This is a genomic window from Kitasatospora sp. NE20-6, assembly GCF_045862635.1.
The window spans coordinates 90,559-106,889 of record NZ_BPRL01000018.1 but is presented as its reverse complement, the minus strand read 5'-3'; the positions used below and the strand labels follow the sequence as shown (position 1 = coordinate 106,889).

Here is a 16,331-nt window from a genome sequence, read left to right as displayed (position 1 = left end):
GACCGTTGTGAGTGGTTGGGTGAGGATGCTCCGAATCATGGCGGTACAGAGACGGGCGCGGCCTTTCGGCACTCGTCCGGATGTCGAGTCCGGGAAGATCGAGGAGGACCACGCCCGTCGGGATCATCATCGGTGATCGACGTGCCGGCCGTGCGGTGCCCGGAGTCCCGGCCGCTGCCGTCGCGGCGGTGCCGCCCGGCGCCCGCTCCGCGGCGGCGGGCGCGGGATCGGCCGCCGATGCGCCGCAGCGGGTCCTCGCCGGGCCGGGCGCGTTCCGGGATCCGTCCACCGATGCTCCATCAGGCTCCGGACGGGTGCACGTTCCGGCCTTCCCCCGCGCCGCGCACGCACCACGATCCGCCGCCGACTGCCGGTCCACCGGCCGCGCGGTCACCGGCCTGAGCGGTGCAGCCCTGCGCCACAACAGCCGAAATCCAGACCGGCCACTCCAACTGCTCAGAATCGCCTGAAACGGTCAAATGACAACTCCGCCGGAGCCCGGTCGAAGTTCCGTCCAACAGGGCCGTGATAGCCGACAGTTACAGGGCATTGACATCGATTGCACATCCCGGCAGGCTTTGCGGAACTGCCCGAGGCAGTGATGAACCCGGTTGTTCCGAGGTTGTTCCGAGTAACATCGATCGATTTGTCCCTCCAGCGACGGCAGGGAATGCGCAGATCCTCGTAGTAGTACCTGGACGTCGACGGTCACTTTCACCTGCCGGGCGTTCCCGCCTGTCCGGGGGCGGAGTTCCGCCGTTCGCGCGTCGCCGTCCCAACTCGTTTCCGAAGGCATGGGGGTGTCGCGGTCGTGGCTGTTGTGGTGCGTCCGGAGCCGGATCCCGGGTCGGCCTGGTCGTTCTCTTTCGATGGATCGGAGATCTGATGCGCGTCGCCCTTCTCACCACGACTCAACACGGTCATCTGAACCCGTATGTTCCGGTGGTCAATGCGCTCCGAACCGCCGGCAGCGAGGTTGCGCTGCTGCTGCTGTCCGCGGACGGTGGCGCGCTCGACGAGCAGCGCCGCCAGGCCCTGGGCAAGGCGGAGGTCCACGCGATCGGGCAGGTCGAGATGGCGCCGTGGAGCGGCGACCCGGCGAACATCGGCCCGATGCTCCGGTCGTCGCCGGTGGCCGGGCTGACGGCCGACGCGCTGCGCGAGACGGCGCCGGACTTCGTGCTCGTCGACTCGCTGCCGGTCACGGCGTCGGCCATGGTCGGCGCACGGGTGTCCGGCGTGCCGTACGGGATGATCTGGGCCAACCTGGGCGGGGTGTGCCCGAGCGAGCACCGGCGGGGCCGCTGGGCGTACGACGATCAGGTCGGCGACTACCTGACCGGGCACGGGGTGCTGTGGTCGACCCGGACCCATTCGGCGCGCTCGCCGATCCTCAACCTGATGCCGACGATTCCTGCTCTCGTCGGCGACGACGCGGTCACCGACGACGGCGTGCAGTTGGTCGGGCTGCCTGGTGCGGCGGGGGACCGCGGCGACGAGGTGGCCTTCCCGGGCCTGGACCGGATCGACCCCGACCGCCCGGTGGTGTACGTCTCCTTCGGCACGATCTTCTACCGGCGGCCGGACCTGCTGCGCACGGTGATCACCGGGGCGGCGGCGACCGGTGCCCAGGTGATCGCCGCGGTGGGGGATCTCGCCGAGGAACTCGCCCTGCCCGACGACGTGATCACCGCCCCGTACCTGCCGCAGCGTGAGGTGCTCGAACGCGCCGACGTGTTCATCACCCACGGCGGGTACAACTCCGTGGCGGAGTCGATCCGGGCGGCAACACCGATGCTGGTGATCCCGCTGGCCGTGGACCAGCCCATCCAGGCGCACTTCGTGGGCAGCGCGGGCTTCGGGACGGCGCTGGAGCCGGCCGGCGTCACCGGGCAGGCGGTCGCCGACGCCGTCACCGATCTGCTCGATCCCGCCCGGGACTACCGGGCCCGGCTGCGCGCCGCGCAGCCGGAGTGCGGCGATTCCGCCGCGCGCACGGCCGAGTTGGTCATCAGCACGGTCGAGACGCTTCAGCGAAAGGGGGAGCAGTGACGATCGAACTGCATCGGCCGGTGGGCGACCCGATCGTGGTCGATGACCTTGAACGCCTCTCGTTCCGGGTGGATCGCCGTGCCTACACCGACGACGACCTGGCCGCACGGGAGATGACGAGGATCTTCGACCGCTGCTGGTTGTACGTCGGGCACGAGTCGGAGGTGCCCGGGCCGGGCGCCTACGTGGCACGCGACGTCGGCGGACGTCCGGTGGTCATGGCGCGCGGGTCCGACGGGGTGATCCGGGTGTTCGCGAACAGCTGCCCCCACCGCGGGGCCCTGATCTGCTCGCAACCGGCCGGCCAGGCACGATCGTTCCGGTGCCCGTACCACGACTGGACGTTCTCCAACCAGGGCGACCTGGTCGGGGTTCCGATCCCGGACGGGTACGGGCCGGGCTTCCGGAAGGCGGACTTCGGCCTGGCGCAGCACCGCAGTGACAGTTACCGCGGTTTCGTGTTCGCCACCTTCGATCCCGAGCAGCCGCGCACCCTGCCCGAGTACCTGGCGGGTGCGACGGATTACCTCGATCTGATCGACGACCAGTCCGAGGCCGGGATGGAGGTGATCCAGGGTGCACAGCTCCACGGGGCCCGGGCCAACTGGAAGCTCATGATGGAGAACAGCGTCGACATCTACCACTTCCGGGCCCTGCACAAGCGTTACGTCAGCTACATGGAGTCGCTGGGGTCGGTGCCGCCACGACGGCGGGGCGGCTTCGGCTGCGCCCTCGGACTGGGGCACGGGGCCAACGAGCTGCCACCGGCGGCAGCCCGCCCGCTCGCCTACTGGACGCCGATGTTCGGCCCCGAGGTCCGGCCGCGGATCGAGGCGACGGCCGCACGGTTCGTCGAGCGGTTCGGTGCCGAACGCGCCGAACGGATCACCGGCACCAATCGTGCGGTGCTGATCTTCCCCAACTTGATGATCATCGACGCGATCGCGATCACGATCCGCAAGATCGACCCGATCGGCGCCGACCGGATGGCCATCACCTCGGTCGCCCTGGCTCCCAAGGACGAGGATCCGGACATCCGGGAACTCCGCAAGAGTCACTACCTGACGTTCCTCGGCCCCGCCGGCTTCGCCACTCCCGACGACATCGAGATCATCGAGTCGTGCCAGCGGGGTTACCTCAACCGCACGGTCCGCTACTCGGACCTGTCACGCGGCATGAACAAGGAGGTCCCGGAGACGACCGACGAGCTTCCCGCCCGCGAGTTCTGGCGGCAGTGGGACCGGCTGATGCACGGCGACGACGGTCACCTCGACGTCGCGCACCGGGCCGAGATGCAAGGGGCGGAACCACGATGACCACCGAACTGACGGTCGACGAAGCGGTCCGGGTGCAGTTGTGGCACCGGGTGAGCCAGTTCCTCTTCCGTGAGGCGCGGCTGCTCGACGAGTGGCGCCTGCGCGAGTGGTACGACGAGGTGCTGACCGCCGACATCCGCTACTCGGTGCCGGCCACCGACGTCCGCGGCGAGTCGGCCGACGCGCTCGGGCTCATCGACGACGACGCCGCCCGGCTGCGCCAGCGGATCGAACAGCTCCTCAACGGTGAGGTGTGGTGCGAGAACCCCCGGTCGCGGACGAATCGGATGATCAGCAACGTGGAGATCCTGGCCGACCGGGGCACGCACCTCGACGTGGCCGCGAACGTCGTCGTGCACCGGTTCGGGCACGGGCGCTCCGACGCCTACGTCGGAAAGTACCGGTTCGAACTCGTCGTCGAGGGAGAGTCGTTCCGGGTCCGGAGACGTCTCGTGGTGCTCGACCACGAGACGTTGTACGAGCACGGAAAGCTCAGCATCATCCTGTGAACGGACAGTGACAGCGGCCGGCCCCGGCAGCGTCCCACCCGCTGCCGCCGCCCAGCCGGGCCTCCCCCGCGAGGTCTATGTCCTCAGTGCCGTCGGTGGCTGCGTCATGCTGGGCCTGGGACTGGTGCTCCCGGTGCTCCCGTTGTACGCGGCGACGTTCGGGGCCGGGCCCACCCGGATCGGCGTGCTCGTCGCCCTGTTCGCGCTCATGCGGCTGGCCACCAGTCCGTTCTGCGGCCGGCTCGCAGTCCGTTTCGGGGAGCGGCGGGTCCTGGTCGCCGGTCTGCTGCTGTGTGCGGTGTCCTCGGCCCTGACGACGTTCGCCGGGTCCTACGGGCAACTGCTCGTGTTCCGCAGTCTCGGCGGCGTCGGCTCGGTGCTGTTCTCGGTGTCCGCACTGGCGACACTCCTGGCGATCGCGCCGGCCGACCGGCGGGGCCGGGCCAGCGCCGTGTTCGAAGCAGGCTTCCTGCTCGGCGGGATCTGCGGACCGGCCCTGGGCGGGCTCCTCGCTCTCATCGCCCTGTCCGCGCCGTTCGTGGCGTACGCCGTGCTGTTGCTGGCCGCCGCGGTGCTGACGCAGGCGGTGCTCCGCACCGGCCGAACTGCCGGTGCGGAGCCCGGCCGTGACGTGGTGCGGCTACCGGTCCTGCTGCGGGACCGGCGCTACGTGGTGGCCTGCCTCGCGGCGGCGGCGCAGGGATGGGTCCTGTTCGGGTTGCGCAGCGCGCTGGTGCCCGCGGTGGTGGTGGCGTGGCGGCACGACGTCACGTGGGTCGGGTGGGCGTTCACGGTGTCCGCCGTCGTCCAGGCGCTGCTGATCATGCCGGCCGGCCGGGCCGTCGACCGGGCCGGCCGTCGGCCCGCCATGATCGCCGGCACCGGTGTGGCTGCGGCGGCGATCACGGCCCTGGTGTTCGTGGACGGCTACGCCTGGCTCGTCGTCCTGCTCGGTGTGTACGCGGCGGGATCGGCACTGCTCAACGCCGCACCCGCCGCGCTGATCGGTGACGTCGTCGCCGGCCGGGCCGGCAGCGGCGTCGCCGTCTTCTCGATGTGCACCGATGTCGGCGCCGCGGTCGGACCGGTCGTCGTCGGGCTCGTCGCCGAGCGGGTGAGTGTTCCGGCCGCCTTCGGCAGCGGCGCCGCGCTGCTGGTCGTCGCCTTCGTGGCGTCGTGGACGTTGACAACGAGTTCGGCCAACACAGAGGAGTCAGTCGATGAATCAGCCGTCTGCCCGACATGAGCAGGGCGAGGCCATGTTCCAGCAGGTCTTCGGCCGCGAACCGCGCCCGGGTTCCTACCCGGAGTTCCTGCAGATCACCGTCGACCACCTGTTCGGCGAGATCTGGACCCGCCCGCACCTGAGCGTCGAGGAGCGCGAACTGGTCGCGCTGACCGCGGTCGCGCTGGCGCGGACCGACTGGGAGCTGCGCGGCCACATCGGTGCCGCCCTGCACCTCGGGATGTCGCGGGAGAAGATCGTCGAAGTCATCATCCAGCTCGCCTACTACGGCGGCTGGCCGGTCGCCAACAACGGGCTGCGCGTCGCCCAGGAGGTCTTCGCCGAGCTGGACGGCGCCACCGGGAAGGACGCGGACGATGACCGGTGAACCGCCTCCCCTCGACCCGGCCGAGAAGGTAGACCTGTGGCGCCAGCGGTTCTTCGAGGCCCAGGCGGCCGCAGAGGAGTTCGTCCTGGGAGAGCACGGCGAAGAAGGCCTGACCGCGTGGATCCAGGCGAACTCCCGCATCACCGCGGAGCTGTTGCAAGCGCAGCGGCCCACCGGGGTGTCCGCCACCGATCACTTCATGACCCGGCTGCAGCGCCAGTTGTTGCTGTACGACTCGGCGGTGACCAGTGAACCCCAGCCCTCGGGCACCGTCCTGCGCAACACCGACTGCGGGATCCTCCGGTACCGCAAACGGGCCGAACGCGCCGGCGTCGTCCTGACGTTCTCGTCACCGTGCCCGTACTGTCAGGAACTCAACACCGCCATCGCCGCCCGCTTCGTGGAACCGGACGTCACGGTGTCGTGCGAACAGGCGGGCGACGGGTGCACCTGGCGCGCGGAATCCCCTCACGCCGTGGGAGCGGACGCGGCCGGGTCACCGCACCGCGGACGGGCCGGCGACTGAACCAGCGGCAGTACCGTGCGGCCGTCGGCCGTCGACCGGCTGACGTCCAGCGTCATGCCGAGTTGCCGGCCGACGGCCACGCACATGTCGGGCGCCGCGGTGCGGGTCAGGTCCTGATGACCGTTCTGGCTGAAGCACGCCGACGCCACGTTCTTGTTCCGCAGGCGCAGGTACCACGGGTAGAGCGATCCCAGTGCGGGCTCGGTCAGCATCGTGCGCGAATGCACGATCGTCCCCACCAGCAGGTTGCCGAACGGGCGTTGCCCGGCGTTCATGAAGCACTTCAGGCGCTCCTGGAAGATCTTCAGCACCGCGGGCACGTTCCCCGCGTACACCGGCATGGCGAGCAGCATCGCCTGCGCACCCTCGGCCAGGCCGACGATGTGGTCGAAGTCGTCGTCGAGCGTGCACCGGCCCATCCCGGGTTCGAGGCAGGTGTCCTCGGCCTCGCACATCGCGATGTGATGGTCGATCAGCCGGATCCGCTGGATCTCCGCGTCACCGATCTCCCGGACGAGGCCGGAGATCGCCGCCTCCAGCATCGCGTCGGTCGTCGACGTGAGGCGCTTCTGCGTACAGGACAACGCGACGATCTTCATTCGAAGGGCCTCCCCGGTCCGCTCAGCACCACCCACGGCCGGCCACCGGGCGAAGCCCCGTGGCCGCAGACTGAGGCAGCCTCAACCTACCCCCGATCGCGCGCCACCGGAACGGGTACCGACCAGGGCCCGCCCGCGGAGGAGGCCGTACGCCCGTACGCCCATGTACCCATGTACCCATGTGCCCATGTACACATGTGCCGTGGAGCGTTGTCGCGGCTGGTCCGGTGACGCGCGGTCCTGTCGGGCACGGTGCGCCGTCACGAGGTGTCGGATGCCGAGCGGCCGCCCTCCCGGTCCACCGTCGGGTCAGCCCTTCGGCTCCCACCAGGTCTCCCGGTCGGGGTCCGGGGCGTAGATGGCCGCCGTGCCGCGGAAGGTGACGTAGAAGCGGCTTCCGGGGTTGCCCGCGGTCTGCGAACTCCAGCTCCTGGTGCCGTCGCTGTCGTACACGACGAGGTCGCCGTCCGGCTGCATGGTCAGCCGGCCGGGGGTGCCGGGGAGCGGGCCGGTGTTCCACAGCTCACGGCTGTTGCGGATGTCGGCCAGCACCAGAGCCCCCTCCGGCGTGTAGCTGAAGGTGTACAGGAGCAGCTTGCCGTCCCGGTACTCCAGCGAGCCGCCGGGATAGAGGACGTCACCCGGGAGCATGCGGTCCCCTTCGGCCACGGGCTCCTCCGTGTCGTACATGTAGCCGAGGTCGCGGTGGTAGAGGACGCTGTCGATGGTGGTGTCGCCGCCCCACGGGATCATGGCGTCGCCCGCGTTCTGCCCCTGCGGGCCGCCTTCCTGCGGCTCGTACGGCGCACGCTGTTCGGTCTGCCACCGGGCCCACAGGCGGTCGGTGTTGGCGTGGTGCAGGAAGAACACCGGGTCGTTGGGCGAGCTCAGCGGAAGCATCTGTCCACCGACCCACAGGTGCACCCGGTTGTGGATGTTCGGCCCGGTCCCGCCTTCGAGGAAGTTGCGGAAGCTCGGGCTGCTCGTCCCGTCCCACGGCGGCGAGTCGTACGGCATGACCTGGAGGCACTCGTCGACGTCCTGCACGGTCGGCAGGCTGCCGATCTGGACTCCGAACTCCCTTGTGAGGTACTCCGGTTCGCCGCCGATCGGGAGGCACTTCCAGTTGCCCTCCTTGCCGGCGAACCGCCCGGTCGTCACCTTCCTGTCACCCGGCTCCCCGTCTCCGCCCATGAAGACGTCGTCCCAGATCGACGCGTTCACGGCGTTGTCGACCGTCCAGTCCCAGTAGGGCAGCGTGACCGTGGAGTCGACTTCCTGCAGGGCCAGTTCGAACCTTCTCAGGAATTCCCTGTGCCAGGGGAGGAAGCTCGGACCGCCGTGGCCGTAGTAGGTGATGGCCGCATGCTCGGTGACGTAGTTGTCGTAGACGCCCGTTTTCTTGAGTCTCAGCACGGCCTGGACGTACTCGGCCTTCTCCTTGCGACTCAGCATGGCCTGGTTCCTGCGGACGAGAGTCATGGCTGTTCCCTGCTGTCCTGCCGTACGCGTGCCTCGCGTGCGGGTTGCGAACCCCCGCTTCAGGGTCGGCCCGAACGGCTCACCGGGCAACACGGGCACCACCGTTGGCGTCCGGCCGGTGGTTCCGGTACCCTCCGCGCGACCGGGGCCGCACGGGCGGCCCCCTCCTCCTGCTCCGGGAGCCGGGGCCCCTGGGGAACCGCCCACCGCACACCGCCTACTGCCTACTGCCCACCGCCGCAAGCGGGTCAGGCCCTGATGCCGCGTACGAGGTTGTCGACCAGGCTGTCGGCGAACGCCCGGGTGAGCGGCAGGCTGGGCATCAGCAGGCGGTGGTAGCAGGCGCCCCAGAGCTGGTCGACGAGGACCTCGGGGTCGACGTCGGCACGCAGTTCGCCGCGTGCCCGGGCCTGCAGGATCGCCTTCACCGCGAGCGCACGGTGTGGGCCCGAGTAGCGTTCCAGGAGGGCTGCGGACAGGTCGGGGTCGGTCTGCGCCTGGCCGATGAGTTCGGCGATCACCCGCCCGGCAGGGGTCTCGGTGACGACGTGGACGAAGGCCCGGAGCTGTGCCCGCAGGTCCGCCTCGATGTCGCCGCTGTCGGGGAAGGTCAGCGCGGACTCGACCGCGTGGAAGTAGCCGTCGAGCGCGAGCGCCCCCTTCGACGGCCACCACTTGTAGATCGTGGTCCTGCTGACGCCGGCCGTGTCGGCCACGGCCTCGATGGTGAACTGGGCCATGCCCCTGTCGAGCAGCAGGGCCCCGGCCGCGTCGAGGGCATCGGCCCGCACCTCGGCCGCGGGGCGCCGCCCGCGGCCGCGCCGGACCTTCGGTGCCTCGTCCTGCTCCGGACGCTCCGGCATGCGCTGACCTCCCGTGTCGACCCGCCGGGTCCACGATGACATATGGACGCAGCGTTCACAACGTGATTATATGGACGTCACGTTCATAAGAGAGAGAAGGTCTCGCCATGCCCGACACCGCACGCGTTGCCCTGGTCACCGGCGCCTCCGGGGGCATCGGCCGCGCCGTCGCCCGACGGCTCGCCGCCGACGGCATGGCGGTCGGCGTCCACTACGCCGGCAACAGGGCTGCCGCGGAGGAGACCGTCGCCGCCATCGAGGCGACGGGAGGCCGGGCGACCGCCGTGACCGGCGACGTCGCCGACGAGACCGCGATGGCCGAGGCGTTCGACGCGGTCGGCACCGCCTTCGGCGGGATCGACGTCGTGGTCCACACCGCCGGCGCCATGGTCCTCGGACCGGTCGCCGAGTTCGACCTGGACGCACTCGACCGGCTGCTCCGCACCAACATCCGCGGCACGTTCGTGGTCACCCAGCAGGCGGCCCGCCGCGTCCGGGGCGGCGGCGCCATCGTCACCTTCTCCACCTCCGTCACCCGGCTGGCGCCCCCCGGCTACGCCGCCTACGCCGCCAGCAAGGGGGCCGTCGAGGCCATGACCCTGGTGCTGGCCCGCGAGATGCGCGGCCGCGACATCACCGTCAACGCCGTCGCACCCGGCCCCACCGCCACCCCCCTCTTCCTGGACGGCAAGGACCAGGAGACCCTCGACCGCCTGGCCGCACAGCCCCCGCTGGAGCGCATCGCCACGCCGGACGACATCGCCGAGACCGTCGCGTTCCTCGCCGGCCCGGGCCGGTGGGTCAACGGACAGGTCATCTTCACCAACGGCGGCATCGCCTGAGCGGCAGCGCAGCCTCCGGGCGGCACCGGACGCTCCCGGGCCGTTGCACCGAGCCGTCGTCCCGGGCAGACCCCGCCGCCCTGCCCTGCCGTACGCCCGCGCCCGGGGGTCACTCCTCGCCGGAGAACCGCTCCCAGGCCGACTGGCGGGTGATGCCGAGCGCCTCGCCGATCCTCACCCAGGTCACACCGCGCCGGCGGAGCTCCCGGACCCACAGCCGCAGGTCCGCCTCGACCTGGTCCGCGACCGCCGCGACGCGCGGGAGATGGCCGAGCACCTGCTCGTCGGTCATCCCGCCGCGCAGCGGGAGCCGGAGGTCGACCGGCTTCCCGCGGTACTCCGCCACGATCGAGGTGGCCAGATCGACGCACTTGTTGCAGATGCACACCCCGGGCCCGGTGACCAGCTTGTCCACCTCGGCCTCGGACGTGCCGCAGAACGAGCAGCTCAGACCCTCGTGTCCGGCCGTGGCAGCAGACATGCCGCACCCCTCCTGTCAGGTTTTTCCTGACAGGAGCCTAGTGTTGTCAGGCCTGCCCTGACAACGGGCAACAGGCGACGGGCAACAGGCAACAGGCAACAGGCGACGGGCGACGGGGCGGAGGACCCGGACAGCCCGGACGGGTCCGTCAGGCGGCGGGTCCGTCAGGCCCCTCCGGTCGGCGGCGGCGTGTCGAGCGCGGCGGCGAAGTCGGCGATGAGGTCGTCCGGATCCTCCAGGCCCACCGCGATCCGGACCGTGCCGGGTGCGATGCCGGCCGCGGCGAGTTCCTCCTCCCCCAGCTGGCGGTGGCTGGTCGACGCCACGTGGGACACGCCGGTGGTCGTGCCGCCGAGCGAGGTGACGATGTCGCACAGCCGCAGGCCGTCGCAGAGCCGTTGCGCGGTCTCCGCGCCGCCGTGCGGGGTGACGGTGACGATGCCGCCGAAGCGGCCGGGTTCGAACAGGGCAACGGCGCGGTCGTGGTCGGGGTGGCCGGGGAGTCCGGGGAAGTCGACCGCCGCGACGGCCGGATGCCCGTGCAGGGCGGCGGCCAGGAGCGCGGCGGTGCGGTTCTGCCGCTCGACGCGCAGCGGCAGCGTCTGCAGTCCCCGCAGGAGCAGGAACGCCTCGTCCGGGGCCAGGGTGCCGCCGAGTTCGGTCCGCAGGGCCCGGACGGGCTCCAGGTGGCGGCGGTCGCCGACGACCACGCCCCCGGTGGCGTCGCTGTGCCCGCCGATGTACTTGGTGGCGGAGTGGAGCACGAGGTCGGCGCCCAGGGCGAGCGGTCGGCAGACCGACGGCGTGGCGAAGGTCGAGTCGACCACGAGCAGCGCACCGCCCCGGTGGGCGGCCTCGGCGAAACCGGGGATGTCCGCGACGCGCAGGGTGGGGTTCGAGATCGTCTCGCACCACACCAGGCGGGTGGTGGCGGACATCGCGGCGGCCGCCTCGGCCGGCGAGTCGACCAGGGACACCCCGATGCCCCAGCGCGGCAGCAGCCGGGTGAGCACGTGGTGCGTGCCGCCGTACAGGCTGCGCTGCGCGACGACGTGGTCGCCCGCGGAGAGGAAGGCGAGCAGCGTGGTCGTGATCGCGGCCATCCCCGAGGAGAACGGCTGCCCGGCCTCCGCGCCCTCCAGCGCGGCGACGGCCGCGGCGAAGGTGTCGCTGGTCGGGTTGTCGATCCGGCTGTAGACGTAGCCGAGGGTGCGGTCCGCCATGACGGCGGCGAACGCCGCGGACGACTCGAACGTGAAGGTCGCCGTCCGGTGCACGGGCGGCACGGCCGGACGGCCCGCGGCCGGAGTCGGCGGCACGGACGGGACGGGAGGGCGGACGGCCATGGTCCAGAGCCGGTCCGCGGCGGGGGTCACGCGGTCGACGGGCGGGACGGGTTCGGCCAGGGACATCGGTGGATCCTCCGGCGCGGGCGGGGCCCCCCCACGGGGCCCCGCGACGATCCTCCGCCGCCCCGCCCCTGCCGCGACAGCACCGAAAGCGCAGGCTGTCGTCCAATTCCTGCCACCGGCCCGCGGCCTGCCCCGGTCGCCCGGGCCGCGACGCACGCCGCGCCGGCCTGCCCCGGGCGGCACGGCGCGGCGCGTCCGGCCCGCGCATGGGTGCGCCCCGCGGCGGGCATCGTCCCGCGGTGAGCACGAACGGGTGGTTCGTCCTGGTGATGTCCGTGATGATCGTCTGGATCCCGGCCGCGGTGTACCTGACCGTGCGGTGCCTGGACGGCAGGACCGGGGCTGCCGTCGCCCTGCGGGCCGCGGTCGCCGTGCCCGTCCTGTGCGGCCTGGCCCTGGGCCTGTGGGGCCTGGCCTCCCTCGTGCCGGTCAGCCGCTGCGACCACGACCCGGGCCCGGAGTGCGCACTCCACACCCCCTGAGCTCCGGCTGCCGGCTGCCGGCTGCCGGCCGCCGGCCGCCGACCCGGGCGCGCCGCACAGGAACCGCGCCCTCGGCCGCGAACCGCGGCGTCCGGCCAGATCGACCGTCAGAACCGTTGGGCACCACACCCCTTGTCAATTGGTATAGGCCAATCTAGGCTCGCTTCCGGTCACGGCGTGTCGGGTCCACGCCGTGCCGCCCGCCGCTCCCCGGGCTTGCGCCGTCCCCCACAACCGACCCGATCTCTCCCGAGGAGAACCATGTCCTGGACCCGCAGACTCCTGGCCGTCGGCGCGCTGACGGCCGGCGTCGTGGTCACGGCCGCCGGCAGCGCCGGCGCCCACGGTTCGCTCTACGGCCCCACCAGCCGGATCGCCTCCTGCTACGCCGAGGGCCCCGAGCACCCCCAGTCCCAGGTGTGCAAGGACCTCGTCACGATGAGCGGCACCCAGCCGCTCTACGACTGGAACGAGGTCAACATCGCGGACGCCAACGGCCGCAGCCGGCAGATCATCCCGGACGGCAAGCTGTGCTCGGCCAACCGCGACAAGTACAAGGCGCTCGACATGGCCCGCACGGACTGGCCGGCCACCACCGTCAAGGCGGGCGCCACCACCTTCAACTTCCGCGTCACCGCCCCCCACCAGGGCGTCATGACGCTCTACGTCACCAACAGCGGCTACAACCCCACCCAGCCGCTCAAGTGGTCCGACCTCGACCTCACCCACCCCGTGGCGGAGTACGCCACCGGCCGGACCGCCACCAACGGCTACTACACCTTCAGCGGCACCCTGCCCAGCCGCACCGGCCGCCAGCTGATCTACCAGGTGTGGCAGCGGACCGACAGCCCGGAGGCGTTCTACGGCTGCTCGGACGTCGACTTCGGCGGCACCGCCGGTGCCGCCGCCCTCGCGGCGACCGCCCCGGGCAACCCGACGGAGCAGCAGCTCGCCGCCGACGCCGGCCGGTCCACGGCCCGCCACGACCACGGTACGACCGCCGCCGGACCGCAGGCCCCCGCCCCCGCCCCGGCCTCCTTCACCGCCGCCTCGGCCTCCTCCACGGCCATGCTGGGCGTGGTGGGCGTCGCGCTGGTGTCGGCGGGCGCATCCGGCGTCCTCCTGTACCGCCGCATGCGGACCGCCGCCGCGCCAGCGTAGCCCGCACCCGCGTAGCCCGACCCGCGTAGCCCGCACCACCCGGGGAGCGGGCGGCCCCGCACCGGCGCTCCTCCGGGAGGGCCGCGGGACGCCGGGGACCGTCGGACGCACGGTGCGTCCGACGGTCCCTCGGGGCGCGGAGGCACCGGGCCACGGAAGCGCCGGACCAGGGAGCCGGGCCGTCGGCCCCCGCGGGCTACGCCTCGGCGCGGACGGCCTCGGGGCCGAGGGGCACCCCGTTGGAGCGCAGGACGTCGCGGACGTCGAGGATCAGCGGGAACACCTCGTGGTTGCGGTCCTCGCCCTGCTCGTCCCAGGCCCGCTGCTCGGCCTCGACCGCCGTCCGGTCCTGGGCGAACACCCGCTCGGTGAAGCGCCGGATCAGCGGCCACGCCAGGTGGATCACACCGGGCACCGGCGGCTTCGCGATCATCAGCAGGCCGTAGGCGTGACAGGTGCGCTGCTCCGCGTCCTCCGGCACGTACGCGGCCCAGAGGGAGAACGCCGGGAGGTCGGCACCCTCGGGAACGTCCTGGAGGGTCTGGTACGGGTACTCGGTGCGGATGGTGACGACGTCGGGCTTCTCCCGGCCGCCGATCCCCTCGGCGGACAGCAGGCCGGCGCCGCGGTCCTTCCTGCCGCCCGCGGGGACGAAGAGGTAGCGGGCCTCGACGGACCGCGGACCGCTCTCGTAGCCGAGGAGTTCGGGCTGGATCCTGCCGAGCACGCCCCGGTGCAGGAACTGGTGGTTCATGTCGAGCAGGTTCTCGTGCATGAACGAGTAGTGGCACCGCACGGTGCGGGAGAAGGTCATCGTCCGGTGCGAGGCCGCGTCGTACTGCGGCAGCACCGGGAACGGCGCTGCCTCGGCCTTCGCCGGGTCTCCGGGGAAGACGAACACCAGGCCGTAGGCCTCACGGACCGGGTACGACCGCACGCCGCGCGGAGGCCGCTCGCACCCCTTGGGCAGGTACGGGATCTGCGAGATGTGGCCGTTCCCGCGGTAGGCCCAGGCGTGGTAGCAGCAGCGCAGCACGTCGCCCTCCACGACGCCCATGCTCAGCGGCACCTGGCGGTGGGCGCAGCGGTCCTCCAGGGCGTAGACCCTGCCGCTCCGGCCGCGGTACAGCGCGATCCGCTCACCGGCGAACACGGCGGCGAAGGTGCGCCCCCTGGCCACCTTCCGGGCGACGGCCACGGGGTACCAGAAGTCCGGGTCGATCCCGATGCGTCGCAGGTCGGTGCCGGCGTGGCCGCGGACGTTCACCGGCCGCGGCGGGAGCCCCGGCGTTGCGCCGACGGGGTGCCGGTCCGTTCCGGGTCGGGCCTCGGTCATGTCCTGCTCCCTTGCGCTCGGGCCGGGAGGACACAGCCGCACCGGTCGCCGGGTGTCCGGGATGCGCGTACGCGGCGCGGCCGGGAGGCCCGCCGCCGGGCCGTGCGGGCGGCGGGCGCGCCTCCCGCGGCATCGCGTCGATCCGGCATCCCGGGGGCCGAGGGCGATCCGTCGGCCGCGGGGGACTTCACCTCCCCACGGTGACCGCGGGCCGCGGGAACGGCAACCGCGGCCGCCGACAGCGAGGAGGCCGCCGGCAGAGAGGAGGCCCGGTGACGGCTGCGGTCGGGCCCGGAAGGACGTCGGGGCGCCGCCCGGCTGCCTACTCGAAGAACTTGAGGCTCCAGCCGGTGTCCGCGGTCGGGCCGGGGACGTTGGCGCGGCTGTAGGTGGTGTTGCCCCACCAGGCGAACGTGCCGGTGTACCAGTACCGGTTCGCCCACGCGTACGGCGTGCCCTTCGGGACGGCGTGGAACATCAGCGGGAACGTCGGCCCGGCGGGCGGGCTCGTGGCGATGTCGCCGTTCAGCAGGACGAAGCTGTGGTGGCCGGGACCGTCGACGTGCAGCGTCGGATCCCAGCCGGCCATCATCGTCGAGCGGTCGGAGCCGAACAGGCAGCCGTTGGACTTGTACCAGTCCCACACGTACGTCGGGTCGCCGCCCGCCCGGAGCCTCAGGTCGGCCAGGCAGTAGCGGTCGCTCCAGCTGCCGTTCGCGGAGTAGGTGATGTGCAGCTGCCCGTTCGGGTCCTTGACGGGCTCGGGCCCCTCGTTGATGAACGGGTTGCCGACCACGCGTTCCCAGCTCTCCCGGGGCTGCGAGATGACGTACCGTGCGCCGGTCGGCGCGGTCGGGCCGTTCATCCGCGCGATGTAGAGGTTCTGTTCGACGTTGGTGGTGCCGGCCCAGCCGGACCACACGAACCAGCGCTGCCCGTTGAAGGTGAACATGCTCCCGTCGATGGCCCACCGGTCGTCCGGCAGGGCCAGCTTCGTCTCGGCGGTGTAGCCGCTGTCGGGGGCGGCGGAGCTGATGACGTACATCCGGTGGGCCGCGCCGCGCCCGGCCGTGAAGTAGATGTAGTAGCGGCCGCCGTCCATCACGATCTCCGGGGCCCAGACCTCACCGCGGCCGGCGGTGTCCGACCACACCTGCCGGGCGGTCGCCGAGGCCAGCCCGGCGGTCGACGAGGCCTGCCGCACGGCGATCCCGCCGTTGGCCGACTGCACCGAGACGTACGTGCCGCCGACCCGGAGCACGCTCGGGTCGGCGGCACGTAGGCCGGTCTGGCCCGCCCCGGCAGGCTCGGCGAACGACAGGGACAGCACGGCGGCGAGCAAGCCCGAGAGCACGGCAGCGGCAACACCGGAGAGACGGCGGGAGAGCTTCATGGTCCCCGATCCTTGGTCGGTCCTCCGCTTCGGCTCCGCACCGCCGTGCCGTCGCCCTGCCGCGCCGACGGGGAGCCCGGGCGCGGGGACGACGTCTGCTCAGGACCGCATCGCAGAAGGCTGGGAGGCGCCCCGGCTCGACGTGTCCTTCCGCTTCCGTCCGGCCTTTACATCGATGGAAGAGCGCTCTCGCAGCATCCCGACAGGCGCTGAGCATGTCAATAGCTGCGGCGGCCCCGACCCCCACGGGCACGGACTCCCCCG

16 protein-coding genes are annotated in these 16,331 nt (G+C 72.0%); 9 read left to right on the top strand and 7 right to left on the bottom strand.

The window, feature by feature from the left end; genetic code table 11:
• Positions 1–885 precede the first annotated feature (885 nt).
• The 6 genes from SNE206_RS16025 to SNE206_RS16000 are packed head-to-tail and all read left to right on the top strand — an operon-like array spanning position 886 to position 6,016.
• A complete protein-coding gene (locus tag SNE206_RS16025) occupies positions 886–2,052 on the top strand; it encodes a glycosyltransferase (RefSeq protein ID WP_407914032.1) in 1,167 nt (388 codons plus the stop codon).
• Entirely contained in the window at positions 2,049–3,368 is a 1,320-nt protein-coding gene (locus SNE206_RS16020) for an aromatic ring-hydroxylating oxygenase subunit alpha (protein WP_407914031.1), read from the top strand. The genes SNE206_RS16025 and SNE206_RS16020 overlap by 4 nt, the downstream gene beginning before the upstream one ends.
• Positions 3,365–3,877 carry an aromatic-ring-hydroxylating dioxygenase subunit beta gene (locus SNE206_RS16015; protein ID WP_407914030.1) on the top strand — a complete coding sequence of 171 codons (513 nt, stop codon included), beginning with the start codon at positions 3,365–3,367 and terminating at the stop codon, positions 3,875–3,877. The genes SNE206_RS16020 and SNE206_RS16015 overlap by 4 nt, the downstream gene beginning before the upstream one ends.
• A gap of 7 nt (positions 3,878–3,884) precedes the next feature.
• On the top strand, positions 3,885–5,123 hold the full coding sequence (locus tag SNE206_RS16010; protein WP_407914029.1) for an MFS transporter: 1,239 nt from the start codon (positions 3,885–3,887) through the stop codon (positions 5,121–5,123).
• Positions 5,098–5,490 (top strand): carboxymuconolactone decarboxylase family protein, encoded by a 393-nt coding sequence (locus tag SNE206_RS16005; RefSeq protein WP_407914028.1) that lies wholly within the window; start codon positions 5,098–5,100, stop codon positions 5,488–5,490. Before SNE206_RS16010 ends, SNE206_RS16005 begins: the two co-directional genes overlap by 26 nt.
• Positions 5,480–6,016, top strand: a complete 537-nt coding sequence (locus tag SNE206_RS16000) for a hypothetical protein (RefSeq protein ID WP_407914027.1) — start codon at positions 5,480–5,482, stop codon at positions 6,014–6,016. Before SNE206_RS16005 ends, SNE206_RS16000 begins: the two co-directional genes overlap by 11 nt.
• Here the strand turns inward: SNE206_RS16000 and SNE206_RS15995 are convergent.
• From SNE206_RS15995 to SNE206_RS15985, 3 genes are all read right to left on the bottom strand, one after another.
• On the bottom strand, positions 5,959–6,615 hold the full coding sequence (locus SNE206_RS15995; protein WP_407914026.1) for a flavodoxin family protein: 657 nt from the start codon (positions 6,613–6,615) through the stop codon (positions 5,959–5,961). The two genes, SNE206_RS16000 and SNE206_RS15995, sit on opposite strands and share 58 nt — an antisense overlap.
• Before the next feature lie 309 nt (positions 6,616–6,924).
• The gene (locus SNE206_RS15990) at positions 6,925–8,097 is read right to left on the bottom strand and encodes a tyrosinase family protein (protein WP_407914025.1); all 1,173 of its coding nucleotides are present in this window, start codon (positions 8,095–8,097) and stop codon (positions 6,925–6,927) included.
• A 248-nt stretch (positions 8,098–8,345) separates the two neighbouring features.
• The gene (locus tag SNE206_RS15985; protein ID WP_407914024.1) at positions 8,346–8,960 is read right to left on the bottom strand and encodes a TetR/AcrR family transcriptional regulator; all 615 of its coding nucleotides are present in this window, start codon (positions 8,958–8,960) and stop codon (positions 8,346–8,348) included.
• 107 nt (positions 8,961–9,067) lie between these two features.
• Here SNE206_RS15985 and SNE206_RS15980 point away from each other — a divergent pair, with 107 nt between their 5' ends.
• Positions 9,068–9,802, top strand: a complete 735-nt coding sequence (locus SNE206_RS15980) for an SDR family oxidoreductase (RefSeq protein WP_407914023.1) — start codon at positions 9,068–9,070, stop codon at positions 9,800–9,802.
• A gap of 109 nt (positions 9,803–9,911) precedes the next feature.
• On the opposite strand, the gene SNE206_RS15975 is transcribed toward SNE206_RS15980, so the two are convergent.
• Both SNE206_RS15975 and SNE206_RS15970 read right to left on the bottom strand, forming a co-directional pair.
• Positions 9,912–10,283: a ClpX C4-type zinc finger protein gene (locus tag SNE206_RS15975; RefSeq protein ID WP_407914022.1), complete on the bottom strand. Its 372-nt coding sequence runs from the start codon at positions 10,281–10,283 to the stop codon at positions 9,912–9,914.
• A gap of 164 nt (positions 10,284–10,447) precedes the next feature.
• A complete protein-coding gene (locus SNE206_RS15970) occupies positions 10,448–11,695 on the bottom strand; it encodes a trans-sulfuration enzyme family protein (RefSeq protein WP_407914021.1) in 1,248 nt (415 codons plus the stop codon).
• 239 nt (positions 11,696–11,934) lie between these two features.
• On the opposite strand from SNE206_RS15970, the gene SNE206_RS15965 reads away from it, so the two are divergent.
• On the top strand, positions 11,935–12,177 hold the full coding sequence (locus tag SNE206_RS15965) for a hypothetical protein (RefSeq protein WP_407914020.1): 243 nt from the start codon (positions 11,935–11,937) through the stop codon (positions 12,175–12,177).
• Between the two features lie 261 nt (positions 12,178–12,438).
• Positions 12,439–13,338 (top strand): lytic polysaccharide monooxygenase, encoded by a 900-nt coding sequence (locus SNE206_RS15960; RefSeq protein ID WP_407914019.1) that lies wholly within the window; start codon positions 12,439–12,441, stop codon positions 13,336–13,338.
• 196 nt (positions 13,339–13,534) lie between these two features.
• On the opposite strand, the gene SNE206_RS15955 is transcribed toward SNE206_RS15960, so the two are convergent.
• Entirely contained in the window at positions 13,535–14,674 is a 1,140-nt protein-coding gene (locus SNE206_RS15955; RefSeq protein WP_407914018.1) for a Rieske 2Fe-2S domain-containing protein, read from the bottom strand.
• Between the two features lie 322 nt (positions 14,675–14,996).
• Positions 14,997–16,067 (bottom strand): glycoside hydrolase family 43 protein, encoded by a 1,071-nt coding sequence (locus SNE206_RS15950; protein ID WP_407914017.1) that lies wholly within the window; start codon positions 16,065–16,067, stop codon positions 14,997–14,999.
• Between the last annotated feature and the right edge of the window lie 264 nt (positions 16,068–16,331).

Excerpts from the sequence above, each read along its gene's own strand:
- SNE206_RS15975 (WP_407914022.1), bottom strand. The coding sequence starts at position 10,283 with ATGTCTGCTGCCACGGCCGGACACGAGGGTCTGAGCTGCTCGTTCTGC.
- SNE206_RS15990 (WP_407914025.1), bottom strand. The coding sequence starts at position 8,097 with ATGACTCTCGTCCGCAGGAACCAGGCCATGCTGAGTCGCAAGGAGAAG.
- SNE206_RS16015 (WP_407914030.1), top strand. The coding sequence starts at position 3,365 with ATGACCACCGAACTGACGGTCGACGAAGCGGTCCGGGTGCAGTTGTGG.
- SNE206_RS15955 (WP_407914018.1), bottom strand. The coding sequence starts at position 14,674 with ATGACCGAGGCCCGACCCGGAACGGACCGGCACCCCGTCGGCGCAACG.
- SNE206_RS15985 (WP_407914024.1), bottom strand. The coding sequence starts at position 8,960 with ATGCCGGAGCGTCCGGAGCAGGACGAGGCACCGAAGGTCCGGCGCGGC.
- SNE206_RS15980 (WP_407914023.1), top strand. The coding sequence starts at position 9,068 with ATGCCCGACACCGCACGCGTTGCCCTGGTCACCGGCGCCTCCGGGGGC.
- SNE206_RS16000 (WP_407914027.1), top strand. The coding sequence starts at position 5,480 with ATGACCGGTGAACCGCCTCCCCTCGACCCGGCCGAGAAGGTAGACCTG.
- SNE206_RS15995 (WP_407914026.1), bottom strand. The coding sequence starts at position 6,615 with ATGAAGATCGTCGCGTTGTCCTGTACGCAGAAGCGCCTCACGTCGACG.
- SNE206_RS16005 (WP_407914028.1), top strand. The coding sequence starts at position 5,098 with ATGAATCAGCCGTCTGCCCGACATGAGCAGGGCGAGGCCATGTTCCAG.
- SNE206_RS15970 (WP_407914021.1), bottom strand. The coding sequence starts at position 11,695 with ATGTCCCTGGCCGAACCCGTCCCGCCCGTCGACCGCGTGACCCCCGCC.
- SNE206_RS15960 (WP_407914019.1), top strand. The coding sequence starts at position 12,439 with ATGTCCTGGACCCGCAGACTCCTGGCCGTCGGCGCGCTGACGGCCGGC.
- SNE206_RS16025 (WP_407914032.1), top strand. The coding sequence starts at position 886 with ATGCGCGTCGCCCTTCTCACCACGACTCAACACGGTCATCTGAACCCG.
- SNE206_RS15950 (WP_407914017.1), bottom strand. The coding sequence starts at position 16,067 with ATGAAGCTCTCCCGCCGTCTCTCCGGTGTTGCCGCTGCCGTGCTCTCG.